The 26,913-nt window shown below is 68.4% G+C and carries 39 protein-coding genes; all 39 read right to left on the bottom strand.

Annotation, left to right across the window (positions count from 1 at the left end; all coding sequences use genetic code 11):
* Positions 1-34: 34 nt before the first annotated feature.
* The 39 genes from IEZ12_RS08360 to rpsJ all read right to left on the bottom strand — a co-directional run bounded on the left by IEZ12_RS08360 (position 35) and on the right by rpsJ (position 26,723).
* A complete protein-coding gene (locus tag IEZ12_RS08360) occupies positions 35-1,630 on the bottom strand; it encodes an ArnT family glycosyltransferase (protein WP_189271474.1) in 1,596 nt (531 codons plus the stop codon).
* Between the two features lie 96 nt (positions 1,631-1,726).
* On the bottom strand, positions 1,727-2,938 hold the full coding sequence (locus IEZ12_RS08365; RefSeq protein ID WP_052509621.1) for a glycoside hydrolase family 26 protein: 1,212 nt from the start codon (positions 2,936-2,938) through the stop codon (positions 1,727-1,729).
* A complete protein-coding gene (locus tag IEZ12_RS08370; protein WP_052509622.1) occupies positions 2,928-4,022 on the bottom strand; it encodes a hypothetical protein in 1,095 nt (364 codons plus the stop codon). Before IEZ12_RS08370 ends, IEZ12_RS08365 begins: the two co-directional genes overlap by 11 nt.
* A 192-nt stretch (positions 4,023-4,214) precedes the next feature.
* Positions 4,215-5,579 (bottom strand): phosphoglucosamine mutase, encoded by a 1,365-nt coding sequence (glmM, locus tag IEZ12_RS08375; protein WP_189271475.1) that lies wholly within the window; start codon positions 5,577-5,579, stop codon positions 4,215-4,217.
* Between the two features lie 137 nt (positions 5,580-5,716).
* Entirely contained in the window at positions 5,717-6,223 is a 507-nt protein-coding gene (rpsI, locus tag IEZ12_RS08380) for a 30S ribosomal protein S9 (RefSeq protein WP_043914527.1), read from the bottom strand.
* 47 nt (positions 6,224-6,270) lie between these two features.
* Positions 6,271-6,714, bottom strand: a complete 444-nt coding sequence (rplM, locus tag IEZ12_RS08385; protein ID WP_035863497.1) for a 50S ribosomal protein L13 — start codon at positions 6,712-6,714, stop codon at positions 6,271-6,273.
* 235 nt (positions 6,715-6,949) lie between these two features.
* The gene (locus IEZ12_RS08390; RefSeq protein ID WP_189271476.1) at positions 6,950-8,608 is read right to left on the bottom strand and encodes an ABC-F family ATP-binding cassette domain-containing protein; all 1,659 of its coding nucleotides are present in this window, start codon (positions 8,606-8,608) and stop codon (positions 6,950-6,952) included.
* Positions 8,609-8,784: 176 nt separating this feature from the next.
* Positions 8,785-9,720, bottom strand: coding sequence for a tRNA pseudouridine(38-40) synthase TruA (truA, locus tag IEZ12_RS08395; RefSeq protein ID WP_189271477.1), 936 nt, complete (start codon positions 9,718-9,720; stop codon positions 8,785-8,787).
* An 86-nt stretch (positions 9,721-9,806) separates the two neighbouring features.
* Positions 9,807-10,277, bottom strand: a complete 471-nt coding sequence (gene rplQ / locus IEZ12_RS08400; RefSeq protein WP_035863499.1) for a 50S ribosomal protein L17 — start codon at positions 10,275-10,277, stop codon at positions 9,807-9,809.
* Positions 10,278-10,401: 124 nt separating this feature from the next.
* Positions 10,402-11,424, bottom strand: a complete 1,023-nt coding sequence (locus IEZ12_RS08405) for a DNA-directed RNA polymerase subunit alpha (protein WP_030457404.1) — start codon at positions 11,422-11,424, stop codon at positions 10,402-10,404.
* A 133-nt stretch (positions 11,425-11,557) separates the two neighbouring features.
* On the bottom strand, positions 11,558-11,965 hold the full coding sequence (rpsK, locus tag IEZ12_RS08410) for a 30S ribosomal protein S11 (RefSeq protein WP_030232513.1): 408 nt from the start codon (positions 11,963-11,965) through the stop codon (positions 11,558-11,560).
* A 73-nt stretch (positions 11,966-12,038) separates the two neighbouring features.
* Positions 12,039-12,419 carry a 30S ribosomal protein S13 gene (rpsM, locus tag IEZ12_RS08415; RefSeq protein ID WP_035863501.1) on the bottom strand — a complete coding sequence of 127 codons (381 nt, stop codon included), beginning with the start codon at positions 12,417-12,419 and terminating at the stop codon, positions 12,039-12,041.
* Between the two features lie 177 nt (positions 12,420-12,596).
* Positions 12,597-12,710, bottom strand: coding sequence for a 50S ribosomal protein L36 (gene rpmJ, locus IEZ12_RS08420; RefSeq protein ID WP_003956441.1), 114 nt, complete (start codon positions 12,708-12,710; stop codon positions 12,597-12,599).
* A 35-nt stretch (positions 12,711-12,745) separates the two neighbouring features.
* A complete protein-coding gene (gene infA, locus IEZ12_RS08425; protein WP_003956442.1) occupies positions 12,746-12,967 on the bottom strand; it encodes a translation initiation factor IF-1 in 222 nt (73 codons plus the stop codon).
* A 168-nt stretch (positions 12,968-13,135) separates the two neighbouring features.
* Entirely contained in the window at positions 13,136-13,570 is a 435-nt protein-coding gene (gene mscL / locus IEZ12_RS08430) for a large conductance mechanosensitive channel protein MscL (protein WP_189271478.1), read from the bottom strand.
* Positions 13,571-13,710: 140 nt separating this feature from the next.
* Positions 13,711-14,544: a type I methionyl aminopeptidase gene (gene map / locus IEZ12_RS08435; protein ID WP_100587338.1), complete on the bottom strand. Its 834-nt coding sequence runs from the start codon at positions 14,542-14,544 to the stop codon at positions 13,711-13,713.
* A gap of 108 nt (positions 14,545-14,652) precedes the next feature.
* On the bottom strand, positions 14,653-15,312 hold the full coding sequence (locus IEZ12_RS08440; protein ID WP_043914561.1) for an adenylate kinase: 660 nt from the start codon (positions 15,310-15,312) through the stop codon (positions 14,653-14,655).
* Entirely contained in the window at positions 15,312-16,619 is a 1,308-nt protein-coding gene (gene secY, locus IEZ12_RS08445; RefSeq protein WP_043914563.1) for a preprotein translocase subunit SecY, read from the bottom strand. Before secY ends, IEZ12_RS08440 begins: the two co-directional genes overlap by 1 nt.
* A 273-nt stretch (positions 16,620-16,892) precedes the next feature.
* Entirely contained in the window at positions 16,893-17,348 is a 456-nt protein-coding gene (gene rplO / locus IEZ12_RS08450; RefSeq protein WP_043914565.1) for a 50S ribosomal protein L15, read from the bottom strand.
* 1 nt (position 17,349) lies between these two features.
* The gene (gene rpmD, locus IEZ12_RS08455) at positions 17,350-17,532 is read right to left on the bottom strand and encodes a 50S ribosomal protein L30 (protein ID WP_014136270.1); all 183 of its coding nucleotides are present in this window, start codon (positions 17,530-17,532) and stop codon (positions 17,350-17,352) included.
* Positions 17,532-18,152 (bottom strand): 30S ribosomal protein S5, encoded by a 621-nt coding sequence (gene rpsE, locus IEZ12_RS08460; RefSeq protein WP_043914567.1) that lies wholly within the window; start codon positions 18,150-18,152, stop codon positions 17,532-17,534. The genes rpmD and rpsE overlap by 1 nt, the downstream gene beginning before the upstream one ends.
* 48 nt (positions 18,153-18,200) lie before the next feature.
* On the bottom strand, positions 18,201-18,584 hold the full coding sequence (gene rplR / locus IEZ12_RS08465) for a 50S ribosomal protein L18 (RefSeq protein WP_073807939.1): 384 nt from the start codon (positions 18,582-18,584) through the stop codon (positions 18,201-18,203).
* 3 nt (positions 18,585-18,587) lie between these two features.
* Positions 18,588-19,127 (bottom strand): 50S ribosomal protein L6, encoded by a 540-nt coding sequence (gene rplF, locus IEZ12_RS08470; protein ID WP_100587179.1) that lies wholly within the window; start codon positions 19,125-19,127, stop codon positions 18,588-18,590.
* A gap of 22 nt (positions 19,128-19,149) precedes the next feature.
* The gene (rpsH, locus tag IEZ12_RS08475; protein WP_043914570.1) at positions 19,150-19,557 is read right to left on the bottom strand and encodes a 30S ribosomal protein S8; all 408 of its coding nucleotides are present in this window, start codon (positions 19,555-19,557) and stop codon (positions 19,150-19,152) included.
* Between the two features lie 266 nt (positions 19,558-19,823).
* On the bottom strand, positions 19,824-20,009 hold the full coding sequence (locus tag IEZ12_RS08480) for a type Z 30S ribosomal protein S14 (protein WP_008747480.1): 186 nt from the start codon (positions 20,007-20,009) through the stop codon (positions 19,824-19,826).
* A gap of 3 nt (positions 20,010-20,012) precedes the next feature.
* Complete coding sequence (gene rplE / locus IEZ12_RS08485) at positions 20,013-20,582, bottom strand: 50S ribosomal protein L5 (protein WP_073807936.1); 570 nt, start codon at positions 20,580-20,582, stop codon at positions 20,013-20,015.
* A complete protein-coding gene (gene rplX, locus IEZ12_RS08490) occupies positions 20,582-20,893 on the bottom strand; it encodes a 50S ribosomal protein L24 (protein WP_035872243.1) in 312 nt (103 codons plus the stop codon). The genes rplE and rplX overlap by 1 nt, the downstream gene beginning before the upstream one ends.
* A 15-nt stretch (positions 20,894-20,908) precedes the next feature.
* Positions 20,909-21,280, bottom strand: a complete 372-nt coding sequence (gene rplN, locus IEZ12_RS08495; RefSeq protein ID WP_030300391.1) for a 50S ribosomal protein L14 — start codon at positions 21,278-21,280, stop codon at positions 20,909-20,911.
* Between the two features lie 102 nt (positions 21,281-21,382).
* Positions 21,383-21,655 (bottom strand): 30S ribosomal protein S17, encoded by a 273-nt coding sequence (gene rpsQ, locus IEZ12_RS08500; RefSeq protein ID WP_014136278.1) that lies wholly within the window; start codon positions 21,653-21,655, stop codon positions 21,383-21,385.
* On the bottom strand, positions 21,655-21,879 hold the full coding sequence (gene rpmC, locus IEZ12_RS08505) for a 50S ribosomal protein L29 (RefSeq protein ID WP_014136279.1): 225 nt from the start codon (positions 21,877-21,879) through the stop codon (positions 21,655-21,657). Before rpmC ends, rpsQ begins: the two co-directional genes overlap by 1 nt.
* Positions 21,879-22,298, bottom strand: coding sequence for a 50S ribosomal protein L16 (gene rplP / locus IEZ12_RS08510; RefSeq protein WP_030457415.1), 420 nt, complete (start codon positions 22,296-22,298; stop codon positions 21,879-21,881). The genes rpmC and rplP overlap by 1 nt, the downstream gene beginning before the upstream one ends.
* A gap of 5 nt (positions 22,299-22,303) precedes the next feature.
* Complete coding sequence (gene rpsC / locus IEZ12_RS08515; RefSeq protein ID WP_100587178.1) at positions 22,304-23,146, bottom strand: 30S ribosomal protein S3; 843 nt, start codon at positions 23,144-23,146, stop codon at positions 22,304-22,306.
* A complete protein-coding gene (gene rplV, locus IEZ12_RS08520; RefSeq protein WP_014136282.1) occupies positions 23,146-23,493 on the bottom strand; it encodes a 50S ribosomal protein L22 in 348 nt (115 codons plus the stop codon). The genes rpsC and rplV overlap by 1 nt, the downstream gene beginning before the upstream one ends.
* An 85-nt stretch (positions 23,494-23,578) precedes the next feature.
* Complete coding sequence (gene rpsS, locus IEZ12_RS08525) at positions 23,579-23,860, bottom strand: 30S ribosomal protein S19 (protein ID WP_043914586.1); 282 nt, start codon at positions 23,858-23,860, stop codon at positions 23,579-23,581.
* A gap of 11 nt (positions 23,861-23,871) precedes the next feature.
* Positions 23,872-24,708, bottom strand: coding sequence for a 50S ribosomal protein L2 (gene rplB / locus IEZ12_RS08530; protein ID WP_043914588.1), 837 nt, complete (start codon positions 24,706-24,708; stop codon positions 23,872-23,874).
* A 44-nt stretch (positions 24,709-24,752) separates the two neighbouring features.
* Entirely contained in the window at positions 24,753-25,070 is a 318-nt protein-coding gene (rplW, locus tag IEZ12_RS08535; protein ID WP_043914590.1) for a 50S ribosomal protein L23, read from the bottom strand.
* Complete coding sequence (gene rplD, locus IEZ12_RS08540; protein WP_100587176.1) at positions 25,070-25,747, bottom strand: 50S ribosomal protein L4; 678 nt, start codon at positions 25,745-25,747, stop codon at positions 25,070-25,072. The genes rplW and rplD overlap by 1 nt, the downstream gene beginning before the upstream one ends.
* Positions 25,748-25,752: 5 nt before the next feature.
* The gene (gene rplC, locus IEZ12_RS08545; protein WP_100587175.1) at positions 25,753-26,400 is read right to left on the bottom strand and encodes a 50S ribosomal protein L3; all 648 of its coding nucleotides are present in this window, start codon (positions 26,398-26,400) and stop codon (positions 25,753-25,755) included.
* A 14-nt stretch (positions 26,401-26,414) separates the two neighbouring features.
* Positions 26,415-26,723 (bottom strand): 30S ribosomal protein S10, encoded by a 309-nt coding sequence (gene rpsJ, locus IEZ12_RS08550; protein ID WP_012785157.1) that lies wholly within the window; start codon positions 26,721-26,723, stop codon positions 26,415-26,417.
* Positions 26,724-26,913: the final 190 nt, after the last annotated feature.

Below are 26,913 nucleotides of genomic sequence, written 5' to 3' on the forward strand. Positions count from 1 at the left end.
CGTCGGCCGGCCCGCCCGGGCCGGCCGACCCCCGTCAGCCGCTCTTCGCGGCCGGCTTGTACAGCCAGATCGTGTAGTGCAGGCCCTTGATGTTGCTCGGCAGGTCCGCGACCTGCTGGTAGTTCTTGTTGGCCTGCAGCGCGGCGGTGATCTTCACGTCCAGGTCCTTGGTGGTCTTGTTGTCCAGCACCACCAGGTTGAACTTGTTCGCGGCGATTGCCTTCTCGTAGGCGGCCGCGCCGCTGTAGTTCTTCTTGTCCTTCGGGTCCTTGTACGAGTAGTTCCAGGTGCTGACCCACTGCGTGCCGTCGGTCTCGTGGCGCAGGTAGTAGCGCGGCACCGGCGAGTTCTCCGCCAGGTACAGGCCCTGCTCGTCGACGTGCGGACGGATCGCGGCCACCATCTCGGTGGCGTCCGCCCAGCCGTTCAGGTACAGCCGGTCGGTCTCCGGCACGCCCACCGCCAGGGTGCCGGCCAGGGCGGCCGAGATCACCAGCGGCTGCCAGATCCGCCGGCCGCGGCCCGTCTCCAGCAGCCAGGCCAGGAAGAAGCCCGCCAGCAGGCAGGCGAACCAGGCGCCGAAGGTGACGTGCTTGTGCAGCGAGACCGTCAGGTTGATCCGCGCCTGGTTCGCCGGGGCCAGCACCACCGCGAGCAGCAGGACCGCGCCGATCCCCCGGCTCGCCCAGGACGCGCCGCGCACGCACAGCAGCACCAGGCCGGCCACGGCCGGCAGCAGGACCGGGCCGACCCAGTCCCAGGACTCGCCCATGATGAACGCCACCGTGTCCTGTCCGGTGTGCCGGCTCAGCGTGGTCGACTCGATGCCGCCGCGCAGCTGGCGGCCGCCCGCCAGGACGCCCAGGCCCATCAGCGCGCCCGCCACCGCCGTCACGAACACGCCGCGCAGCAGCGCCGCGCCGAGCCGCAGCCTCGGCATCGCGCACAGCACCGCCAGCGCCACCACCACCGGACTCCACAGCGCCGCCGCGTACTTGACGCCGTCGGCCAGCGCCACCACCGCGCCGGTGGCGGCCAGCCAGCCCCAGCGGCCCTCGGCCCGGATCGCCAGGTAGCCGGCCAGCGCGGTCAGCAGCACGGCCATCGGGTCGTAGGTGGAGAACGCGGACAGGAACTGGGTGGGCGTCAGCACCACGAACGTCAGCGCCGCCAGCGCGCCCGCCGTCCGCCCGTACAGCCGGGAGGCCGCCAGGTAGGCCAGCACGGTGGCGCCCATCATGCAGGCCAGGCCGAGCAGTCGGGCCGCGGTGATGCCGCCGATGGTGTCGGCGGCCGCGCCGATCGGCGGGTACAGCTGCGGGGCGCCCGAGAAGTAGGTCGCGTAGGCGGGCAGTTGGACGCCGTGCACCCAGTTCGCCACCAGGTCGTGGCCGGCGAACAGGTACAGCGCCTCGTCGCTGAAGGCGGTGCGGGTCCAGATCAGCCGCAGTGCGAAGCCGACCTGGACGGCCAGCGACAGCAGCAGGAACCAGACCGGCAGCCGCAGTCCCAGCAGTCGGCGCCCGTCCGCCTCCTCGCGGCGGGCCCGGCGGGAGGAACCGGACCCGGTCCCGGGCTCCGCGGCGGTCTGCGGAGCCTCCTCAGCATGGGGAGAGACAGCCCAGGACACGGTCGGCTCCAGTGCGGATTCAGTGAAGAGCGGCCGAGCCGGCCGCACGAGGCCGCCATTATTTCGGGCCGTTCGCATCCCACACAAGACACCTCGTCAGCGCAGCGGCCAGGACACCAGCACCTGTGAGGCGAGGCCCCTGCGGAACGAGTCGCGGGCCCCCTGGGAGGTGGTGAACCGCCAGTCGTAGCGCCCGCCCTCGCTGTCCGCGAACTGGAACCAGACGAACCCGACCACCCGCGGATGGTCGATCAGCCAGGAGAAGAAGTCCTGGATCCACAGCGCCTTCGCGTTGGTCGGCCGCACACCGGTCTCGCCGATGAAGATCGGCTTGTCCGAAAGGGCCGTCAACTCGTCGTAGGTGTCGTTCAGCAGCGGCCCCACGGTCTCCGCGCTGTCGGTGCTGTACGCCTCCATGCCCATCCAGTCGACGTAGTCGTCGCCCGGGTAGAACCGGGACAGCGGCGGCCCGCCGGGGCTCTGCGTGTCCGGGCACCACTGCCAGATCACGTTGTCCACACCCTGTGCGTCGAACACGTCGTGCACGTGCCGCCAGGCCGCGACGTAGTCGCCCTTCCGGTTGCCGTTGCGCTCCTCGGACCACGGGTACCAGGTCTCGTTCATCTCGTGCGCGAACCGCAGGACCACCGGTCCCCTGGCCTTCTTGACGTCCCGGGCGAACTTCTTCACGTAGTCGTCGTGCGCGCCCGAGGCGATCCTCGACAGCCGGTAGTCGGGCTGGTCCACGGCCTTGTCACCGCCGGCCCACGGCTCCCAGGTGAGCAGCGGCATCGCGCCCAGCTTGTACGAGGCCTCGAACGAATCCTGGTTGAAGTCCTGATTCCACTTCAGGAAGTACTCCTGGACGGTCGGGTGGTCCCCCGCGTCGTCCACCACCTGCTTGGTGCGCGCCTCGCTCGGCGCCTCCGGCGTGGCGATGCCGAACAGCAGCCCGGGCGGGTTGACCAGCCGGTCCTTGCGCGCCTCGGTGCCGGGGGCCTCGGACGGCAGCGCCAGTGCGCCCGAACCGGCGGAGGGCACGCCGACCGCCCCCCGGCCCGGGTTCGAGCCGGAGGCGCCGTCCAGTTCCACCGCGAAGCAGCCCAGTACCAGGCCGATCACCAGCCCGACCCGCAGGGTCGGCGGCAGCAGCCGCCAGACCCGTGCCAGCACCGGACCGAGCAGCGCCGCCAACCGCTCGACCACCCGGGCGACGAACGCCACGGGTCGTTCGAACAGCGGCGGCGCGTACTCGCGTATTCGACCGCTCAGTGTGCCCAGCCAGTCCTTCGTTCGCTCAGCCGGCATTCGAAAGAGCAGCCTGACCACGGGCCTTCAGATCGTCCATGGCCTTCTTGAGGACCCCGGCGGCCGCCGACTTCACGGCCGGCGTGGAGTCCGTCACCGGGCTCAGGTCGACGTTGCCGCCGAGGGTGAACACCGCGTAGCGGCCGAACGAGTCGTTGGAGGTCGCGCACTCCGCCAGCTTCGGGCAGAACCGCGGCGTCGAGTTCGTGCGCAGCGCCTTGACGTTGCCGGCCACCTTCGACTTCACCCGGTCCGCCTGCGGCTTGGTGTCGAACACCGCGATGCCGACGGTGATCGCCGACTTGTCGGACAGGTAGGTCGCCAGATACATGTCCTGGCAGTTCTCGGTGGACAGCACCGAGCCGAGACCGTTGTTGGTCTCCGCGGAGCAGGTGTCGCCGTGCTCGGTCGCCACCCGGTTCAGCGTCTGACCGTCGACGGTCAGCGTCGCGTTCGGGAACAGGCCCTCCGCCGACAGCGGTGCCTTGTCGGTGGACACCCGGCTGAGTGCCTCCTCCGCCGTCTTCGGCTTCCCCGCCGGGGAACCCGAGGCGCCGTTGCTCGGACCGGGGCCCGGGTCCGTGGACTGGCCCGCGATCGGCTTCTTCGGCTTGTCGTCGTTGCCGACCAGCACCGCGGCGGTGACGATGCCGCCGACCAGCACCAGCGCGCCCAGGGTGCTGAGCAGCGCGATCGTCCGCTTGCGGCGGCGCCGCTCGTCCTCGTGCTGGGTCGCCATCGCCGACCAGTCCGGCGCTTCCGCGTCGCCCTGGAACGTCGGCGCGGCGTACCGGCCCTGGTACGGCTGCTGCCCGGGCGGCGGGTAGCCCCCCTGCCCGTACGACTGCGGCGAGCCCGCGCCCTGCGAGAAGCCGGGGCCCTGCGGCGGCCCGAATCCGGGCTGGGCCGGCGGGAACCCCTGCTGCGGCGGATACCCGTACGCCGGCTGCGGCCCGCCCTGCTGCGGCGGGTAGCCGTAGGCAGGCTGCGGCGAGCCCGGCACGCCGGACTGCTGCGGCGGGACCCCCTGCCCTGATGCCGGCGGCTGCTGCTGCGGCTGCTGCTGCGGCTGATCCTCTGACATCAACGCCCCCTCCACGCTTCGATCACAGTTCAGCATGCTATCGGTAGAGCTCGACACGTCCACAGCCCGCCCTCGGGCTGGCCGAAGAGTTGCCGATCCGTCACCTGCGCACCACTGCTGACCTTCCGTCAGCCGGTCCGGGGGCGGCGCGGCGCCCGGCTCCCCCGCCGGGCCCGCTGCGCCGACCCGCCGTCAGCCCAGGTGCAGGCGAACCGATTCGGCGAGGCGCTCGCAGACCTCCAGGGCCTGGTCGTGGCCGACCGCCTCGACCATCACCCGGACCAGCGGCTCGGTGCCCGACTTGCGCAGCAGCACCCGCCCGGTGGTGCCGAGCTCGGCCTCGGCCGCCGAGACCGCCGCCTGCAGTTCGACACAGGACTCGACCCGGTCCTTGTCCACGCCCTTGACGTTGATCAGCACCTGCGGCAGCCGGGTCATCACGGTGGCGAGGTCGGCCAGCGGCTGCTTGGTGGCGGCCAGCCGGGCGCCGAGCATCAGACCCGTCAGGGTTCCGTCGCCGGTGGTGGCGTGGTCGAGCAGGATCACGTGGCCGGACTGCTCGCCGCCGAGCGCGAAGCCGTGCTGCTTCATCTCCTCCAGCACGTACCGGTCGCCGACCGCGGTCTGCACCAGCTCGACGCCCTCGCGCTCCATCGCCAGCTTGAAGCCCAGGTTGGACATCACGGTGGCCACCGCGGTGTTGCGGCGCAGCGTGCCCGCTTCCTTCATGGCGACCGCGAGGATCGCGAGGATCTGGTCGCCGTCCACCTCGTTGCCCTCGGCGTCGGCGGCCAGGCAGCGGTCCGCGTCGCCGTCCAGGGCGATGCCCAGGTCGGCCTTGTGCTCCAGCATCGCGGCGCGCAGCTTGTCCAAGTGGGTGGAGCCGACGCCGTCGTTGATGTTCAGGCCGGTCGGCTCGGTGCCCAGGGTGTACACCACCTCGGCGCCGGCCCGGGCGAACGCCTCCGGGGCGACCCGGGCGGCCGCGCCGTGCGCGCCGTCGATGACGACCTTCACGCCGTCCAGCCGGTTCGGCAGCACCGCGACCAGGTGCGCCACGTACCGGTCGAAGCCCTCGTTGTACTGGCGGACCCGACCCACCGCGGCGCCGGTCGGCCGCTCCCAGGTCTCGTCGCCGACGCCGTAGCGGCGGTAGTGCGCCTCGATCGCGTCCTCGATCGCGTCGTCCAGCTTGTGGCCGCCGCGGGCGAGGAACTTGATGCCGTTGTCGGGCATCGCGTTGTGGCTGGCGGACAGCATCACGCCGAAGTCCGCGCCGAGCGCGCCGGTCAGGTACGCCACCGCCGGGGTCGGCAGCACGCCGACCCGCAGCACGTCCACGCCGGCACTGGCCAGGCCGGCGATCACCGCGGCCTCCAGGAACTCTCCGGACGCGCGGGGGTCACGGCCGACCACGGCGACCGGCCGGTGCCCCTCGAACGCGTTCGCGTCCCCGAGCACATGGGCGGCGGCCACTGACAGGCCGAGCGCCAGCTCCGCGGTCAGGCCGACATTGGCCACCCCGCGTACCCCGTCCGTACCGAAGAGTCGTGCCATGTTCGCGTTCGTCCCGTCCTGTCAGCGCCTGTCGGCTCGGTTGGTACCAGCCCCCGCGGACCCCGCACGAGTCCGGGAGGCACAACGCCCCGGAGCACGAAGTGTGCTCCGGGGCGAGGATCGCATGCAGGGTGCGATTAGCGCTTGCTGTACTGCGGCGCCTTGCGGGCCTTCTTCAGACCGGCCTTCTTGCGCTCGACGGCGCGGGCGTCACGGGTCAGGAAGCCGGCCTTCTTGAGCGGGCCGCGGTTGTTGTCCACGTCCGCCTCGTTCAGCGCACGGGCGACGCCGAGGCGCAGCGCGTAGGCCTGACCGGAGACGCCGCCACCCGAGATGCGGGCGACGATGTCGTAACGGCCGTCCAGCTCCAGGAGCTTGAAGGGCTCGTTCACGGTCTGCTGGTGCACCTTGTTGGGGAAGTAGTTCTCCAGGGTGCGACCGTTGATCTTCCACTGGCCGGTGCCGGGGACGATGCGCACGCGGGCGATCGCCTCCTTGCGGCGGCCGAGACCGGCGCCGGGGACGGCCTCGCCGAAGCGGCCGGCCAGCGACTCGGTGGTGTACTCGGACTCGGAGGTGTACTCGTCGACGTTCTCGTCGTCGAATTCGACCTCGAGGGTGCTCTCGATGGCAGTCTCGGCCACGGTGTTCCTCAGCTCTTCTACGTCAGTTGGGGTGTGGGTGGCCGGAATTACTGCGCGACCTGGGAGATCTCGAACGGCACCGGCTGCTGCGCAGCGTGCGGGTGCTGGTCGCCCGAGTAGACCTTCAGCTTCGAGAGCATCTGGCGGCCGAGGCTGTTCTTCGGAACCATGCCCTTGATGGCCTTCTCGACGGCCTTCTCCGGGTTGTTCGCCAGCAGGTCGTCGTAACGGACCGAACGGAGACCGCCCGGGAAGCCGCTGTGACGGTAGGCGAGCTTCTGGGTCTTCTTGTTGCCCGAGAGGTGCACCTTGTCGGCGTTGATGATGATGACGAAGTCACCAGTGTCAACGTGCGGCGCGTAGATCGCCTTGTGCTTGCCCCGCAGGAGGTTGGCGGCCTGGGAGGCCAGGCGGCCGAGCACGACGTCGGTCGCGTCGATGACGTGCCACTGACGCTGGACGTCGCCGGGCTTGGGGCTGTACGTACGCACGGTCGTAGCCTTCGCTTTTCAGTGAGTGGGTCCTGACAGGAGCACACAGGGCCCGGGGCCTCCAGCCAACCGTCCCGGACGCAATTCGGGCGTTGGCCGCTGGAGTTCGGCCTGTGGTGTCTCCGGCGTACCGACCTCTCACGTGAGATAGAGCGAGCCAATACGCACAACAGCAGCCAACAATACCGGGCCGGAGGCGCTGAATCCAAACCGGCCCGGCGGCGGCGCCCCGGGATCAGCGGTCCCGGACCACCCGGGCCTCGTCCCAGACCGGCTCCGACGACTCGTACACCCGGCCGTCCGAGCCGAACACCAGGAAGCGGTCGAAGGTCCGCGCGAACCAGCGGTCGTGGGTGACGCACAGCACCGTGCCGTCGAACGCCTCCAGGCCCTGCTGCAGCGCCTCCGCGCTCTCCAGGTCCAGGTTGTCGGTCGGCTCGTCCAGCAGCAGCGCCGTCACACCCGACAGCTCCAGCTTCAGGATCATCAGCCGGGCCTGCTGCCCGCCGGACAGCGACTCGAACTTCTGCTCCTCCTGCCGGTCCAGCTCGTAGCGGCGCAGCGCCGACATCGCCGCGCCCCGGGACAGCGCGTGCTCCTCCTCGACGATCGCCCGCACCGTGCGGCCCAGCAGCTCCGGATGGGCGTGGGTCTGCCGGAAGTGCCCCGGCACCACCCGGGCGCCGAGCTTCCAGCTGCCGCCGTGGTTCACCGACTCGTCGCCCGCCAGCAGCCGCAGGAAGTGCGACTTGCCGGAGCCGTTCGAGCCCAGCACCCCGACCCGCTCGCCGTAGTAGACCTCCAGGTCGAACGGCTGCATCAGCCCGGTCAGCTCCAGGCCCTTCATGGTGAACGCCCGCACACCGGTGCGGCCGCCCTTCAGCCGCATGCTGATGGACTGCTCGCGCGGCGGCGCCTCCGGCGGGCCCGCGTCCTCGAACTTCTTCAGCCTGGTCTGCGCGGCCGCGTACCGGGACGCCATCTCGTGGCTGACCGCCGCCGCCTGCCGCAGCGTCACCACCAGCTTCTTCAGCCTGGCGTGCTCCTCGTCCCACCGGCGGCGCAGCTCCTCGAACCGCTCGAACCGGGCCTTGCGCGCCTCGTGGAAGTTGTCGAACCCGCCGCCGTGCACCCACACGCTGGAACCGGCCGCACCGGACTCCACCGCGATGATCTTCTCGGCGGTACGGGAGAGCAGCTCCCGGTCGTGCGAGATGTACAGCACCGTCTTGTTGGTGGCCCGGATGGCCTCCTCCAGCCAGCGCTTGCCCGGCACGTCCAGGTAGTTGTCCGGCTCGTCCAGCAGCAGCACCTCGTCCGGGCCGCGCAGCAGCGCCTCCAGCACCAGCCGCTTCTGCTCGCCGCCGGACAGCGTGTTCAGGCCCCGCCACTGGGCGCGGTCGAACGGCATGCCCAGCGCGGCCATCGTGCAGATGTCCCAGTCGGCCTCGTACTCGTAGCCGCCGGCGTCCGCCCAGTCGGAGAGCGCCTGCGCGTACGCCATCTGCGACTTCTCGTCGTCCTGGGCGATCATCGCCAGCTCGGCGGCGTCCACCTTGCGGGCCGCGTCCGCGATCCGCTTCGGCGCGACGGAGACCAGCAGGTCCCGCACCGAGGCGTCGGCGGCCAGCGCGCCCGGGGTGTCCTTCGTATCCTCCCGGCCGGTGGTGCCGACGAACTGGCGCATCACGCCCAGCCCGCCGCTCACCGTCACCGAACCGCCGTGCGGCTGCACGTCCCCCGCGATCATGCGCAGCAGCGTGGTCTTCCCGGCCCCGTTCGCGCCGACCAGCGCGACGGCCGCGCCCTCACCGACGCGGAAGGACGCGTCGTCGAACAGCACCCGCCCGTCCGGCAGGTAGTACTCCAGGTGCGAGATCTCGACATGTCCCATGCCACCGAATTGTGCCAAGCCCCCACTGCGCGACAAAACGGATTACCCGCAGCCCCCACCCACCCACCCGAGCACCCGCCGGCAGACCGCACCCCCGCGCCCCGCCAGGGGCGCGTGGGGGTACCTCCCGGCCCGCCAGGGCTGGGGGAGAACTGCGCGAAGGGGAACGGGCACCCTCAGTCGGATCCGCCCGGCGCGGAGCCGGCCGCACCCTCGGCGGGCTCCCCCAACGTACGAAGCCGCCGCGAGACCCGGTTCCGCTCCGCCAGCAGCGCGTCCTCCGGGTAGCCGACCTCCTCCAGCGTCAGGCCGTGCGGGCGGATCACGTTGACGGCGGAGTTGCGCACGCCGCCCGCCAGGACCTCGCCCGGGAACTCGACCGGCCGGTGTCCGTCGCCGACCAGCAGCATCGCGCCGACCAGCGAACGCACCATGTTGTGGCAGAACGCGTCCGCCCGGACCGTCGCGACCGCCAGCGAGCCCTCCTGGGCCGCGTACGGGTCGATCGGGGTCCGGTCCCAGTGCACCTCCAGCAGGGTGCGGATGGTGGTGGCGCCCTCGCGCTTCTTGCAGTACGCGGCGAAGTCGTGCTCGCCCACCAGGAGCGCGGCGGCCGCGTTCATCCGGTCCAGGTCGAGCGGCCGGTCGTGCCAGAGCACGTGCCCGCGCAGCATCGGGTCGACACCGCCCTGGTGGTCGGCGACCCGGTACGCGTAGCGCCGCCAGATCGCCGCGAACCGGGCGTCGAACCCGTGCGGCGCCTCGGACAGCCGGTACACCCGGACGTCCGCCGGCAGCCGCCCGGCCAGCCTGCGCAGCAGCTTCTCGCCGTGCTGGGCCCACAGCTCGTCCGGCAGGTCGACGTGCGCCACCTGCCCGCGCGCGTGCACTCCGGCGTCGGTGCGGCCGGCCACGGTCAGCGGGAAGTTGTCCTCGCTCCGCAGCACGATCCGCAGCGCGTCCTCCAGCTCGCCCTGCACGGTGCGCCGCCCGCGCTGCCGGGCCCAGCCGGAGAACTCCGCGCCGTGGTACGCCAGATCGAGCCTGATCCGGGTGTGCCCGTCGGCCGGGCCGTCCTTCACCGGCGGCTGCTCCGCGCAGTCGTTCACCACTCCAACTCCCCTGTCTCGCAGCTGAGATGCGAACGGGCCCGCTCCCCCGTCACGGGAGAGCGGGCCCGGTCACGGACCTATGAGGTTCAGGCCTCGGTGGTCTCGGCCTCGTCGGCCTTGGCCTCGGCGGCCTGCTCGGCCTCCTTGACGGCGCGCTTGGCAGCGGCCTCGGCCTCGGCGACGGTCGCCTTGGTGGCGATCTCGCCCTCGACCAGCTCGATCACGGCCATCGGGGCGTTGTCGCCACGACGGCTGCCGATCTTGGTGATGCGGGTGTAACCGCCGGGGCGGTTCTCGAACCGCGGGGCGATCTCGGTGAAGAGGGTGTGCAGCACCGACACGTCGGTGATGGTCTTGCGCACCAGGCGACGGTTGTGGATGTCGCCCTTCTTCGCCTTGGTGATCAGCTTCTCCGCCAGCGGGCGCAGGCGACGAGCCTTGGCCTCGGTGGTGGTGATGCGGCCGTACTGGAACAGCTCGCGGGCCAGGCCGGCCAGCAGCAGCGGCTCGTGGGACGGACCGCCGCCGAGGCGGGCACCCTTGGTGGGACGGGGCATGGTTACTCCTCGAATCTCCGACTACGGCCGTACCAGGTACCGCAGCGGGCGTACGGACACCGTGTCCGCACGACTTTCATGGTGCCGGGGGCGGTTCGCGAGGAACCGCCCCCGGTGCCCAAAATCAGTACTGCTCGGTCTCCGCGTAGCCCTGGTCGTCCAGGTCGTCGGCGCCGAAGGCGTCGGCGGCAGCGGTCGGGTCGAACCCGGGCGGGCTGTCCTTGAGGGCCAGGCCCATGCCGGCCAGCTTCGCCTTGACCTCGTCGATCGACTTCGCACCGAAGTTGCGGATGTCGAGCAGGTCGGCCTCCGAGCGGGCGACGAGCTCACCCACGGTGTGGATGCCCTCGCGCTTGAGGCAGTTGTAGGAGCGGACGGTGAGCTCCAGCTCCTCGATCGGCAGCGCCAGGTCCGCGGCCAGGGCGGCGTCCGTCGGGGACGGGCCCATGTCGATGCCTTCGGCGTCGACGTTCAGCTCGCGGGCCAGGCCGAACAGCTCGACCAGGGTCTTGCCGGCCGACGCCATCGCGTCGCGCGGACGCATGGCGGGCTTGGTCTCGACGTCGACGATCAGCTTGTCGAAGTCGGTGCGCTGCTCGACACGGGTGGCCTCGACCTTGTAGGTGACCTTCAGCACGGGGCTGTAGATCGAGTCGACCGGGATGCGGCCGATCTCCTGGCCGGAAGCCTTGTTCTGCACGGCGGAGACGTAGCCGCGACCGCGCTCGACGGTCAGCTCCATCTCCAGCTTGCCCTTGCCGTTCAGCGTGGCGAGGACCAGCTCGGGGTTGTGCACCTCGACACCGGCCGGGGGCGCGATGTCGGCGGCGGTGACCACACCCGGGCCCTGCTTGCGCAGGTACATCACGACCGGCTCGTCGTGCTCCGAGGAGACGACCAGCTGCTTGATGTTCAGGATGAGGTCGGTGACGTCCTCCTTGACGCCCGGCACGGTGGTGAACTCGTGCAGGACACCGTCGATGCGGATGCTGGTGACAGCGGCACCCGGGATCGAGGAGAGGAGCGTGCGACGGAGCGAGTTGCCGAGGGTGTAGCCGAAGCCCGGCTCCAGCGGCTCGATGACGAACCGCGAGCGGAACTCGTCGACAACCTCTTCGGTCAGCGAAGGACGCTGAGCGATCAGCATGTTCTGGATCCTCCAGTTGTCTTCGGCACCCACTATTTGATGCCGATAGAACTCAAGCGTACGGGGTCCCGTTCAGAACGGGACCCCGTACCAGGTTTAAAACGCTACCCGCAGTGCCTGTGAAGGCGCCGGATCAAACGCGGCGACGCTTCGGCGGACGGCAGCCGTTGTGCGGGGTGGGGGTGACGTCCTGGATCGAGCCGACCTCCAGGCCGGTGGCCTGGAGCGAACGGATCGCGGTCTCGCGGCCGGAGCCCGGACCCTTGACGAAGACGTCGACCTTGCGCATGCCGTGCTCCTGCGCGCGACGGGCAGCGGCCTCGGCGGCCATCTGCGCGGCGAACGGGGTGGACTTGCGCGAGCCCTTGAAGCCGACGTGGCCGGCGGAGGCCCAGGAGATCACGTTGCCCGCGGGGTCGGTGATCGAAACGATGGTGTTGTTGAACGTGCTCTTGATGTGGGCGTGCCCGTGAGCGACGTTCTTCTTTTCCTTGCGGCGGATCTTCTTCGCGCCGGCAGCCTGACGACCCTTGGGGGGCATAAGTCTGTTCTCCTACTGAGGTGGTCGGTCCGCTATCCCGCGGGCCGGAGGGATGTCCGGTTGACGGGACGGACTACTTCTTGCCCGGCTTCTTCTTACCGGCGATCGCGCGACGCGGGCCCTTGCGGGTACGCGCGTTGGTGTGGGTGCGCTGGCCGCGGACCGGCAGGCCACGGCGGTGGCGCAGGCCCTCGTAGCAGCCGATCTCGACCTTGCGGCGGATGTCGGCGGCGACGGCGCGGCGGAGGTCACCCTCGACCTCGAAGTTCGCGTCGATGAACTTCTGCAGCTTGACGAGGTCGTCCTCGGTGATGTCGCGGACGCGGACGTCCGGGCTCACACCGGTCTCGGCCAGCGTCTGCTGGGCGCGGGTACGGCCGATGCCGTAGACGTAGGTGAGGGCGATCTCGATCCGCTTTTCGCGGGGGAGATCAACGCCGGCGAGGCGTGCCATTCAAGGCTCCTGTGGTTCTTCAGAGGTCTGACGTGCCGCCTACTCACTGTCTCTCGACAGGGAGCCCCGGCCTCTGACCGGGGGTGGCAGTCCGTCCTGCTCGGACGGATCGGGCGGCCCGCGTATGACGTTGGTGCGCGTCGCGCGAAGGTACTACGAGAAATGCTGGGGGGTGACTCAGCCCTGGCGCTGCTTGTGGCGCAGGTTGTCGCAGATCACCATGACCCGGCCGTGGCGGCGGATCACCTTGCACTTGTCGCAGATCTTCTTGACGCTCGGCTTGACCTTCATGATTCAGGTTCTCCGGGGTCTAGATCTGGCTTTTGTTACTTGTAGCGGTAGACGATCCGGCCGCGGGTCAGGTCGTAGGGGCTGAGCTCCACCACGACCCGGTCATCCGGGAGGATGCGGATGTAGTGCATGCGCATCTTGCCGCTGATGTGCGCGAGGACCTTGTGACCGTTCTGCAGCTCGACCTTGAACATCGCGTTCGGAAGAGACTCGATCACGGTGCCCTCGATCTCAATGGCGCCTTGCTTCTTAGCCATGAACTGCGAGATCCACCCTTCGGGTCCGGCTACCGTATGCGGAACGCTCGTGCGAACCAGGCTTCACCTCGACCCGGGAGTACTCCCCTGGGCTGAGGGCGTGCCGAAACACGCTACGAGAGAGCCGACGCACCATCGTAAACCAAGCACCACGCCGGAGCGAAATTCTCAGCCCTTGGCCGTCACCTGGATGGGCAGCACCGGCTCCACCACCGCGGTGCACGACGAGCAGCGGCGGGCCGCCTGGGGGATCTCGGTCAGGCACTCGGGGCAGGGCCGCTTGGGGGTGGCGGGCTTCTTCGGCAGGTACCGGGCGGTCGCCTTGGAGACCGGGAGCACGACGCAGAAGTACAGCACCGCGGCGGTCAGCACGAACGCGATCAGCACGTTCAGGAACTGGCCGTACGGGAAGGTGACGTCGGCGACGGTGAACTTGTACGAGCTGAAGTCGCCCGCCGCGCCGACCACCACGCCCAGCACGGGGGTGAGGAACGCGGTCACGAAGCCGGTCACGACCCCGGTGAACGCGGCACCGATGACCACACCGACGGCCATGTCGATGACGTTGCCGCGCATCATGAAGTCGCGGAAGCCCTTGAGCACTGTCTCTCCTGGAGTAGCTACGGGTATCAGCTGACGAAAATAGGACAAGAGGCCCGGGGGTCAAAACCCCCAGGCCTCGATCTGCCGGTTTGAGACATGTCCCTCAGCCGCCGGCCGTCCCGCGTGTCACTCCGGAGGGATCAGCCCAGCGGGTCCGGCGCCGCGGTGACGCCCAGCTTCGCCAGCTCCGCCTTGCCGCCGTCGAACGCGGTCAGCACCAGCGGACCCTGCTCGGTGACGGCCACCGAGTGCTCCCAGTGCGAGGCCCAGGTGCCGTCGGTGGTGACCACCGTCCAGTCGTCGTCCAGGATCGCGGTGTGCGGGGTGCCCAGCGAGACCATCGGCTCGATCGCCAGCACCGTGCCGGGCACCAGCTTCGGGCCCTTGCCCCGGCCCGCCACGTAGTTCAGCACGTGCGGCTCCATGTGCATGGCGGTGCCGATGCCGTGGCCGCCGTAGCCCTCGGTGATGCCCCACTTGCCCTTCGGGGGCAGCGGCTGGCGACGGATGAAGCCCTCGATCGCCCGGGACACGTCGACCAGGCGGTTGCCCTTCTTCATCTGGGCGATGCCGGCCCACATCGAGCCCTCGGTGACCTTCGACAGCATCACGTTCTCGTCGGCGGTCGCGCCGACCGCGACGGTGATCGCCGCGTCGCCGTGCCAGCCGTCCAGGATCGCGCCGCAGTCGATCGAGATCAGGTCGCCGGCCTTCAGCGCCTTGTCGCCGGGGATGCCGTGCACGACCTCCTCGTTCACCGAGGCGCAGATCACGCCCGGGAACCACAGGCCGCCGTGGTCGGCGCGGAAGTTGGACGTGGCGCCGTGCTTGGTGATGACCTGGTCGGCGATCTCGTTCAGCTCGCCGGTGGTCACCCCCGGGGCGACCGCCTCGCGGCAGGCCTTCAGTGCCTCGGCGACGACCAGCCCGGCCGCCCGCATCTTGGCGATCTGCTCGGGGGTCTTGATCTCCATCTGGTCCACGCCTTCCACGTTCTGATGTCGGACTGCCTACCACCGTACGACGCCGAGACGGCCGGGCCGCCCGCTTCGGGGCTACCCGGCCGTCTCGATGCCTTGGGGTCAGGCGTTCTTCTTCTGCTCCAGGGCGGCGACCGCGCGCTCGGTCACCTCGTCCACCTTGCCGAGGGCGGGGATGGTGACGAGCAGGCCCTGCTCCTGGTAGTAGCCGATGATCGGCTCCGTCTTGGAGTGGTACTCCTCCAGCCGGACCCGGACGGCTTCCTCGGTGTCGTCCGAGCGCTGGTACAGCTCGCCGCCGCACTCGTCGCAGACGCCCTCGGTCTTCGGCGGGTTGTACACCACGTGGAACACGTGGGCGCCGTTCTTGCGGCACAGCCGGCGACCGGCGATCCGCTTGACGACCTCGTCCTCGGAGACCTCAAGGTCCAGCACGCCGTCCAGCGCGATGCCCTGCTCGGTCAGGAAGGCGTCCAGCGCCTCGGCCTGACCCAGGTTGCGCGGGAAGCCGTCCAGCAGGAAGCCGTTGGCGGCGTCCTCCTGGAGCATGCGGTCCTTGGCCATCCCGATGGTGACCTCGTCCGGCACCAGGCGCCCGGCGTCCATGTAGGACTTCGCCTCGACGCCCAGCGGGGTGCCCTGGCTGATGTTGGCACGGAAGAGGTCACCGGTGGAGATGTGGGGAATGGACAGGGTCTTGGCCAGAACGTGCGCCTGAGTACCCTTCCCGGCCCCGGGGGGTCCGACGAGGACGATTCGCATCAGCGGAGGAACCCTTCGTAATTGCGCTGCTGGAGCTGGCTCTCGATCTGCTTCACAGTTTCGAGTCCGACGCCGACGACGATGAGCACGGAGGTGCCGCCGAACGGGAAGTTGGTCTGCTGCCCGAAGGCGACGAGGGCGACCATCGGGATCAACGCGATCAGGCCCAGGTACAGCGAACCCGGCCACGTGATGCGGGTGAGCACGTAGTTCAGGTACTCGGCCGTCGGTCGGCCGGCCCGGATGCCCGGGATGAACCCACCATACTTCTTCATATTGTCGGCAACTTCTTCGGGGTTGAAGGAGATGGCGACGTAGAAGAACGCGAAGAACACGATCAGCACGAAGTAGGTGGCCATGTAGATCGGGTGGTCACCCTTGATGAAGTGGTTCTTGATCCAGATCGCCCAGCCCGCCTGCGAGTTGGTCAACTGCACCACCAGCGCCGGGATGTACAGCAGCGAGGAGGCGAAGATGACCGGGATCACACCGGCCTGGTTGACCTTCAGCGGGATGTAGGTCGAGGTGCCGCCGAACGACCGCCGGCCGACCATCCGCTTCGCGTACTGCACCGGGATCCGGCGCTGGGCCTGCTCGACGAAGATGACCAGGCAGACCACGATGATGCCGACCAGGATGACGGCGGAGAACTCGCCCCAGCCGTCCAGCAGCTTGCCGGAACCCTTGATGGCCCACATCGAGCCGGGGAAGCCGGCCGCGATGGAGGTGAAGATCAGGATCGACATGCCGTTGCCGATGCCGCGGTCGGTGATGAGCTCACCCAGCCACATGATCACGGTGGTGCCGGCGGTCATGATGATGACCATGGTGGCGATCCGGAAGATCGACGTGTTCGGGACGATGTTCCCGCCCTGCGCGCAACCGGAGAACAGCGCGCCGCTGGACGCGGTCGCGAGGATGCCGGTGCCCTGCAGCACCGCGAGCGCGATGGTCAGGTAACGGGTGTACTGGGTGATCTTCGCCTGGCCGGACTGCCCCTCCTTCTTCAGGGCCTCCAGCCGCGGAATGACCACGGTGAGCAACTGCAGGATGATGCTGGCCGTGATGTACGGCATGATGCCGAGCGCGAAGATGGTCAGCTGTAGCAGCGCGTTTCCACTGAACAGGTTGACCAGCCCGAACAGACCTTCCTTCTGACCGCTCACGCACGCGTGCACGGCCTCGAAGTTGATCCCGGGCATCGGAACGTGTGCGCCCAGCCGGAACAGCACCATGATGCCCAGCGTGAACAGCAGCTTCTTGCGCAGGTCGGGCGTCTGGAACGCCCGCGCGAACGCACTGAGCACGGTGCCTCCTGCGCCTCCCGCGCGTCGTCGGCGGAAGGGTCGGTCCTGATGTGGGGAAAGGGAACTTCACGGACTCTAACAGTGCCCGGGTGCTCGACAGAAGCGCGCACTGCCGCTCCCCCACGCATGGGGTACGGCTTGCCCGGGTTTGACACACAAATCGAGCACAGGTGTTCAAGCGTGTCGGAGTCGGAAACGAAACCGGGCCCCACACTCCTCTCTCTCAAGAGGAGTGCGGGGCCCGGTTTCTGTCCGTGCGTCAGATCAGCGACGTCACAGCAGCTCGGTGACCGAGCCGCCGGCGGCGGTGATCTTCTCGGTGGCGGAGCCGGAGACGGCGTCGACCGTCACCTGCAGCGCGACCGAGATCTCGCCCTGGCCGAGAACCTTGACGAGCTCGTTCTTGCGAACGGCGCCCTTGGCGACCAGGTCGGCAACGGTGACCTCGCCACCGTTCGGGTAGAGCTCGGCCAGGCGGTCCAGGTTCACGACCTGGAACTGCTTGTGGGCCGGGTTCTTGAAGCCCTTCAGCTTCGGGAGGCGCATGTGGAGGGGCATCTGGCCACCCTCGAAGCGCTCCGGAACCTGGTAGCGGGCCTTGGTGCCCTTGGTACCACGACCTGCGGTCTTACCCTTGGAGCCCTCACCACGACCGACGCGGATCTTGTCGGTCTTGGCGCCGGGCGCCGGACGCAGGTTGTGGATCTTGATGGGGGAGTTGTCCGCCATTTCAGTCCACCTCCTCGACCGTGACGAGGTGGCGAACGGTGTGGACCATGCCGCGGATCTCCGGGCGGTCCTCCTTCACCACGGTGTCGTTCAGCCGCTTCAGGCCGAGCGAACGCAGGGTGTCACGGTGGTTCTGCTTGCTACCGATGTACGACTTGGTCTGGGTGACCTTCAGGCGAGCCATCAGGCGCTCACCCCAGCCGCACGGGCCCGGAGCAGCGCGGCCGGGGCCACGTCCTCCAGGGGCAGGCCACGGCGGGCGGCGATCTCCTCGGGGCGCACGAGGCCCTTCAGAGCGGCCACGGTGGCGTGCACGATGTTGATCGCGTTGTCCGAGCCGAGCGACTTCGACAGGATGTCGTGGACGCCGGCGCACTCCAGGACGGCACGCACCGGGCCACCGGCGATAACACCGGTACCGGGGGACGCCGGCTTCAGCAGCACGACGCCGGCGGCCTTCTCACCCTGGATGGGGTGCGGGATGGTGCCCTGGATACGGGGGACCTTGAAGAAGTTCTTCTTGGCCTCCTCAACGCCCTTGGCGATGGCGGCCGGAACCTCCTTCGCCTTGCCGTAACCGACACCCACGGTGCCGTCACCGTCGCCCACCACGACCAGCGCGGTGAAGCTGAAACGACGACCACCCTTGACAACCTTGGCAACACGGTTGATCGCGACGACGCGCTCGACGTAAGCAGTCTTCTCGGCGACCGGGGCGCCGCCCCGCTCGTCACGCTTACGGTCGCGCCGCTCGCCACCCGTGCCGCGACCGGCGCCGCCTTCGCGGCGCTGGGGTCCAGCCATTGGAATTACCTCTCTCGTTTACGTCCGCCGACAGAGTCGACGAGCGGCTTAGAAGTCGAGCCCGGCCTCGCGAGCCGCGTCCGCCAGGGCGGCGATGCGGCCGGCGTACCGGTTGCCCGCGCGGTCGAAGACGACCGACTCGACGCCGGCAGCCTTGGCGCGCTCGGCGACCAGGCTTCCGACCTTCTTGGCCAGCTCGGTCTTGTCGCCCTCGGCGCCCTTGATGGACACGTCGAGGGTGGACGCCGACGCCAGGGTGTGACCCTTGGCGTCGTCGATGACCTGGGCGACCATGTGGCGGTTCGAACGCGTCACGACGAGGCGCGGACGCACCTCGGTGCCGACGACGCGCTTGCGAACGCGAATGGCGCGGCGCTTGCGGGCGGCGTTCTTGTAGGCGTTGCCCTTGCCGATCTTGACAGAGACGCTCATCGCTTACTTACCACTCTTTCCGACCTTGCGGCGGATGACCTCGCCCGCGTACTTGACGCCCTTGGCCTTGTACGGGTCGGGCTTGCGCAGCTTGCGGATCTTCGCGGCGACCTCGCCGACCTTCTGCTTGTCGGTGCCGTCCACGTGGAACTTGGTGGGCGAATCGACGACGAAGGAAATGCCCTCCGGGGCCTCGACCAGGATCGGGTGGCTGTAGCCCAGCGCGAACTCCATGTTGGAGCCCTTCGCCGTGACTCGGTAGCCGACACCGCTGATCTCCAGCGACTTGCGGTAGCCCGCGGTCACGCCGGTGATCATGTTCGCCACCAGCGTGCGCGACAGGCCGTGCAGGGCCTTCGACTGACGCTCGTCGTTCGGGCGGGTGACGACCAGAGAGCCGTCCTCGCCCTTGCCGATTTCGATCGGCGCGGCGACGACGTGGGTGAGGGTGCCCTTGGGGCCCTTCACCGTGACCGTCTGGCCGTCGATGGTGACGTCCACACCAGCGGGAACCTGGATGGGCAGCCGTCCAATGCGCGACATTGCTGTACCTCCGTTTCCCGAATTACCAGACGTAGGCGAGAACTTCTCCGCCTACGCCCTTCTTGGCAGCCTGCTTGTCGGTCAGGAGGCCGGAGGACGTGGAGATGATCGCCACGCCCAGGCCGCCGAGCACCTTCGGCAGGTTGGTGGACTTTGCGTAAACACGCAGACCCGGCTTGCTGATGCGCTTGATGCCGGCGATGGAGCGCTCACGGTTCGGACCGAACTTGAGCTCGATGGTCAGCTTCTTGCCGACCTCGTTCTCGGTGGGGTCCTCAACCTTGTAGGAGGAGATGTAACCCTCCTGCTGCAGGATCTCGGCGACGTGCGCCTTGATCTTGCTCGACGGCATCACGACGGAGTCGTGGTACGCCGAGTTGGCGTTACGCAGACGAGTGAGCATGTCTGCGATCGGGTCGGTCATGGTCATGGTGGCCTCAGGCCTCTCTCGCCGTGGTTTCTCCGCACCAGGTCCCCCTCCGCGCACTCGCCAAAGAGTGCGAAAGGGGCACAAGCGCAGGGGACCTGCGACGTAGTAAGACTGGGTTGCGCGAGCCCTCCTCGGAGAGCCGCAGACTGCCCGGACAGGGCGCTGCGGCAGGGGCCCGACCCCGCAACCTTACGGGATCCGCTTCCGGAACCCAAAAGCCGGGGGTCGGGCACACTGCTTCGCTGGTCAGAACAGCTGGTAAGTGATTACCAGGAGCTCTTGGTCACGCCCGGCAGCTCGCCGCGGTGCGCCATCTCACGGAGGCACACACGGCACAGGCCGAACTTGCGGTACACCGAGTGCGGACGGCCGCAGCGCTGGCACCGGGTGTACGCCCGGACGCCGAACTTCGGCTTGCGCTCGGACTTAGCGATCAGGGCCTTCTTCGCCATGGCTCACGCCTCCTTGAACGGGAAGCCCAGAGCGCGCAGCAGCGCCCGGCCCTCATCGTCGGTCTGAGCGGTGGTCACGACGGTGATGTCCATACCGCGCTGACGGTCGACCTTGTCCTGGTCGATCTCGTGGAACATGACCTGCTCGGTCAGACCGAAGGTGTAGTTGCCACGGCCGTCGAACTGCTTCGGGGAGAGGCCGCGGAAGTCACGGATACGCGGCAGAGCCAGCGACACCAGACGGTCCACGAACTCCCACATGCGGTCACCACGGAGGGTGACGTGGGCACCGATCGGCTGACCCTCGCGCAGCTTGAACTGCGCGATGGACTTGCGGGCCTTGGTGACGGCCGGCTTCTGACCGGTGATCGCGGTCAGGTCCTTGATGGCACCCTCGATCAGCTTGCTGTCACGGGCAGCCTCGCCGACGCCCATGTTGACCACGACCTTGACCAGGCCGGGGATCAGCATGACGTTCTCGTACGAGAACTCCTCGTGCAGCTGGCCCTTGACCTCGGAGAGGTACTTCTCCTTGAGGCGGGGGGCCACCTTCTCAACAGTCGTCTCAGACATCAGATGTCCTCACCCGTCCGCTTGGCAACGCGGATCTTGTTGCCCTGGTCGTCGAAGCGGTAGCCGACGCGGGTAACGACCTTCTTGCCGTCCTTCTCCACGACCAGCTGGACGTTGGAGACGTGCACCGGGGCCTCGACGGTCACGATGCCACCCTGGGTACCGGGACCCGGCTTGGTGTGCTTCTTGACCCGGTTGACACCCTCGACCAGGACCTTGTTGTCAGCCGGCATGGCCTGAATGACCTTGCCCTGCTTGCCCTTGTCCTTGCCGGTGATGACCTGGACCAGGTCACCCTTCTTGATCTTCATGCTGTTCGCCATGGGTTAGAGCACCTCCGGCGCCAGCGAGATGATCTTCATGAACTTCTTGTCGCGCAGCTCGCGGCCCACCGGGCCGAAGATGCGGGTACCGCGGGGGTCGCCATCGGTGTTCTTGAGAACGACAGCGGCGTTCTCGTCGAAACGGATGTACGAGCCGTCCGGACGGCGGCGCTCCTTGACGGTGCGAACGACGACGCACTTCACGACGTCGCCCTTCTTCACCGAACCGCCGGGGATCGCGTCCTTGACGGTGGCGACGATGACGTCGCCGATACCGGCGTAGCGGCGACCGGAGCCACCGAGAACGCGGATGCAGAGAATTTCCTTCGCACCCGTGTTGTCGGCGACGCGCAGTCGCGACTCCTGCTGGATCACAGCATTCTCCTGATCGTCAACAAGTGTTGACGGGCCGGCCGCTGCTCACACCCGCGCCCCTGGGGGCCCGGTGCACATACGGCCGTACCGCGAACAACCTTGTTACTTGGCCTTCTCGAGGATCTCGACGACGCGCCAGCGCTTCGTCGCGGACAGCGGCCGGGTCTCCATCAGGAGGACACGGTCGCCGACACCGCACGCGTTCTGCTCGTCGTGCGCCTTCAGCTTGTTGGTACGGCGGATGACCTTGCCGTACAGCGCGTGCTTGACGCGGTCCTCGACGGCGACGACGACGGTCTTGTCCATCTTGTCGCTGACGACGAGACCCTCGCGGGTCTTGCGGAAACCGCGCGTCTCGTTGGTGTTCTCAGTCATCAGGCGTTCTCCACCGTCTCGATGCCCAGCTCGCGCTCGCGCATCAGGGTGTAGATCCGCGCGATGTCCTTACGGACCAGCCGGAGCCGTCCGTGGTTGTCGAGCTGCCCGGTCGCCGCCTGGAAGCGGAGGTTGAACAGCTCCTCCTTGGCCTCACGGAGCTTGGCAACGAGGCCCTCGTTGTCCAGCTCGCGAAGCTCAGCAGCCTTGGTAGCGGCCGACATCAGCTCTCACCGTCCTCGCGCCGAACGATCCGGCACTTCATCGGAAGCTTGTGCGCGGCGCGCGTGAGCGCCTCGCGGGCAATCTTCTCGTTCGGGTACGACAGTTCGAACATGACCCGACCCGGGTGCACGTTCGCGATCCACCACTCCGGCGAACCCTTACCGGAACCCATGCGGGTTTCGGCCGGCTTCTTGGTGAGCGGGCGGTCCGGGTAGATGTTGATCCAGACCTTGCCGCCACGACGGATGTGACGGGTGATCGCGATACGAGCGGACTCGATCTGACGGTTCGTCACGTAGGCCGGGGTCACGGCCTGGATGCCGAACTGGCCGAACGCCAGCTCGGTGCCACCCTTGGCAGCGCCACGGCGCTTCGGGTGGTGCTGCTTGCGGTGCTTGACCCGACGGGGGATCAGCATGAGGGTCAGGCCTCCGTTCCGGTGTTCTCAGCGGCGGCCGGAGCCTCCACCGCGGCAGCCGGGGCCTGGGCCTCGGAAGCAGCGGCGGCGGGACGACGGCCGCGGCCACCGCGCTCGCCACCACGGCCACCGCGCTCGCCACCGCGGGCGGGACGACCGCCCTCGGGACGGGCCGGGCGGTTGCCGGAGCGGGCAGCGGCGTTCTCAGCGCGGACCTCGGCGATGTTCTTGACGTCGCCCTTGTAGATCCAGACCTTCACGCCGATGCGGCCGAAGGTGGTCTTGGCCTCGAAGAAGCCGTAGTCGACGTTCGCGCGCAGGGTGTGCAGCGGCACACGGCCCTCGCGGTAGAACTCCGAACGGCTCATCTCGGCGCCGCCGAGACGACCGGAGCACTGGACCTTGATGCCCTTGGCGCCGGCCTTCATGGTCGACTGCATGCTCTTACGCATGGCGCGACGGAAGGAGACGCGGGAGGACAGCTGCTCCGCGACGCCCTGCGCAACGAGCTGGGCGTCCATCTCGGGGTTGCGGACCTCGAGGATGTTCAGCTGGACCTGCTTGCCGGTCAGCTTCTCCAGCTTGCCGCGGATCTTGTCGGCCTCCGTGCCACGGCGACCGATCACGATGCCCGGGCGGGCGGTGTGGATGTCCACGCGGACCCGGTCACGGGTGCGCTCGATCTCAACCTTCGAGATGCCGGCGCGCTCCATGCCCTGCGTCATGAGACGCCGGATGGCGACGTCTTCCTTGACGTAGTCCTTGTACAGCTTGTCGGCGTACCAGCGGGACTTGAAGTCCGTGCTGATGCCGAGGCGGAACCCGTGCGGGTTAACCTTCTGGCCCATTACCGGGTCCCTTCCTTGCTGCTGACGACCACGGTGATGTGGCTGGTCCGCTTGCGGATCCGGTAGGCACGGCCCTGGGCGCGCGGACGGAACCGCTTCAGGGTCGGACCCTCGTCAACGTACGCCTCGGAGATGTAGAGGTCGTCCACGTTGGAGTGGTTGTAGTTGTGCGCGGCGTTGGCGATGGCGCTGTTCAGCACCTTGCCGACCGGCACGGTGGCAGCCTGCGGAGCGAAACGCAGGACCGCCTGGGCCTCCGTGGCCGGCAGGCCACGGATGAGGTCCACCACGCGGCGGGCCTTCATGGGCGTGACGCGGATGTACCGCGCCTGGGCCCTGGCTTCCATGGTTGTCCCCTTAATGGAGTAAGTCACTTACGTCGTTCTGGTTGCTACAGCTCGGAAGCCCCGAAGCGGAGCTTCAAATCGACGCTTAGCGACGCTTCGACTTGCGGTCTTCCTTCACGTGCCCCTTGAAGGTGCGCGTGGGAGCGAACTCGCCGAGCTTGTGGCCGACCATCGACTCGGTGACGAACACCGGGACGTGCTTGCGGCCATCGTGAACCGCGATCGTGTGGCCGAGCATGGCCGGGGAGATCACGGAACGACGGGACCAGGTCTTGATGACGTTCTGCGTGCCCGCCTCGTTCTGCACGTCCACCTTCTTCTGAAGGTGGCCGTCGATGAAGGGGCCCTTCTTGAGACTGCGCGGCATCTGACCTGCTCCTAGCGCTTCTTGTTGGTCTTGCGGCGGCGCACGATGAGCTTGTCCGACGCCTTGTTCGGGCGACGGGTGCGGCCCTCGGGCTTGCCCCACGGCGAGACCGGGTGGCGACCACCGGAGGTCTTACCCTCACCACCACCGTGCGGGTGGTCGATCGGGTTCATGGCCACACCACGCACGGTCGGGCGGACGCCCTTCCAGCGCATACGGCCGGCCTTGCCCCAGTTGATGTTCGACTGCTCGGCGTTGCCGACCTCGCCGACGGTCGCGCGGCAGCGCGCGTCCACCAGGCGGATCTCACCGGAGGGCATGCGCAGGTGCGCCATGCGACCCTCACGGGCGAGCAGCTGAATGCCGGAACCCGCGGAACGGGCCAGCTTGGCGCCACCGCCGGGACGGAGCTCCACCGCGTGAATGGTGGTACCGACCGGGATGTTGCGGAGCGGCAGGTTGTTGCCCGGCTTGATGTCGGCGCCAGCGCCGTTCTCGATCCGGTCACCCTGCGCAACGCCACGGGGGGCGATGATGTAGCGCTTCTCGCCGTCCGCGTAGTGCAGGAGCGCGATGCGCGCGGTGCGGTTGGGGTCGTACTCGATGTGAGCGACCTTGGCCGGCACGCCGTCCTTGTCGTGACGACGGAAGTCGATCAGACGGTAGGCGCGCTTGTGACCGCCACCCTGGTGGCGAGCAGTGACACGACCGGCGTTGTTACGGCCGCCCTTGCTGTGCAGCGGGCGAACCAGCGACTTCTCCGGCGTGGACCGCGTGATTTCGACGAAGTCGGCCACGCTGGAGCCACGACGGCCCGGCGTAGTCGGCTTGTACTTGCGGATACCCATTTCTGTCCTCGTCCTTTACGACGATCGCAGCCTCTGACGAAAAGTCAGGAGACCGGACCACCGAAGATGTCGATGCGGTTGCCCTCGGCCAGCGTCACGATCGCGCGCTTGGTGTCCTTGCGCTTGCCGAAACCGGTGCGGGAGCGCTTGCGCTTGCCCTGGCGGTTCAGCGTGTTCACGGCCTCGACCTTGACCGAGAAGACCGACTCGACGGCCTGCTTGATCTGGGTCTTGTTGGCACCCGGCGCCACGACGAACGTGTACTTGTTCTCGTCGAGGAGCGAGTAGCTCTTCTCCGAGATGACCGGCTTGATCAGGACGTCACGGGGGTCCGTGAACGTCTTGGAGGTGATCTCGCTCATCAGGCGGCAGTCCCTTCGAGCTCGCCCTCAGCAGCAACGGCCTTGGCGGACGCGGCCGGACCGGCCACGAAACGCTCGAAGGCGGCCTGGGTGAAGACCACATCGTCGGAGACGAGCACGTCGTAGGTGTTCAGCTGGCCGGCGTCCAGGATGTGCACGTTCGCCAGGTTGCGAGCGGACAGGATGCCCAGCTCGTCCTCGCGCTCGACCACCAGGAGGAGGTTCTTGCGCTCGGAGATCTTGCCGAACAGGGCCTTGGCGGCCTTGGTCGACGGCGCCTCGGTCGCGGTCACGCCGGTCACGACGTGGATGCGCTCGTGACGGGCCCGGTCGGTGAGCGCGCTGCGCAGGGCGGCGGCGATCATCTTCTTCGGGGTCCGCTGCGAGTAGTCACGCGGCACGGGACCGTGCACGACGCCACCACCGGCGAACTGCGGCGCGCGGGTCGAACCCTGGCGGGCGCGACCGGTGCCCTTCTGGCGGTACGGCTTCCTGCCGCCACCACGGACCTCGCCACGACGCTTGACCTTGTGAGTGCCCTGACGGGCCGCAGCGAGCTGCGCCACGACGACCTGGTGCATCAGCGGAACGCTGACCTTGGCGTCGAAGATCTCGGCGGGCAGCTCAAGGCTGCCGGCCTTGTCGCCGGCCGGCGACAGAATGTCAATGGTGCTCATATCCTTCACAGCCCCTTCGCCGCGGTGCGGACGAGGACGAGGCCGCCGTTCGGACCCGGGATCGCGCCCTTGATGAGCAGCAGACCCTTCTCCGCGTCGACCGCGTGCACGGTCAGGTTCTGGGTGGTCACGCGCTCGTGGCCCATCCGACCCGCCATGCGCATGCCCTTGAACACACGGCCCGGGGTGGCGCAGCCACCGATGGAGCCGGGCGAACGGTGCTTGCGCTGGGTGCCGTGACCGGCGCCGAGGCCCTTGAAGTTGTGACGCTTCATGACACCGGCGAAGCCCTTGCCCTTGGAGGTGCCGGTCACGTCGACCTTGACACCCGCCTCGAACAGCTCAGCGGTGATCTCCTGGCCCAGGGTGTACTCGGACGCGTCCGAGGTACGCAGCTCGACCAGGTGGCGGCGGGGGGTGACACCGGCCTTGGCGAAGTGGCCCTGGAGGGGCTTGTTCACCTTGCGGGGGTCGATCTCGCCGAAGCCGATCTGGACGGCGTCGTAGCCGGCCGGGCTGTCGGCGGTGTGGACCTGGGTCACGACATTGGGCCCAGCCTTGACGACGGTCACCGGGACAACCCGGTTGTTCTCGTCCCAGACCTGGGTCATGCCGAGCTTCTCGCCCAGGATGCCCTTCATCTGCTTAGCCATCTTCGGTGCGCCTCTCAGAGCTTGATCTCGATGTCGACGCCCGCCGGCAGGTCGAGACGCATCAGCGAGTCAACCGTCTTCGGCGTGGGGTCGAGGATGTCGATCAGACGCTTGTGAGTGCGCATCTCGAAGTGCTCGCGCGAGTCCTTGTACTTGTGCGGCGAGCGGATGACGCAGTAAACGTTCTTCTCAGTGGGCAGCGGCACCGGGCCCGCGACCTGCGCACCAGTGCGGATCACCGTCTCGACGATCTTCTTCGCCGAGGAGTCGATGACCTCGTGGTCGTAGGCCTTGAGCCGGATGCGGATCTTCTGTCCCGCCATGGCTACTCCGTAGTCCTTTGTGTCGTACGTCGCTACTCGACTCCCTCCGACCCCCGCGCTCGGGCGTGTCGCACTCGCGCTTGCAAAAAACCGGCGAACACATCCGTCGGTTTCGAACTGCTGGGGGAGGTGAGCCGGGCCGATACCCCGCATACGCTTCCCGGAAGATTCCCGTACTTTCGCCCCGCAG

The sequence above is a fragment of the Kitasatospora griseola genome, from assembly GCF_014648555.1.
GTDB classification, from domain to species: domain Bacteria; phylum Actinomycetota; class Actinomycetes; order Streptomycetales; family Streptomycetaceae; genus Kitasatospora; species Kitasatospora griseola.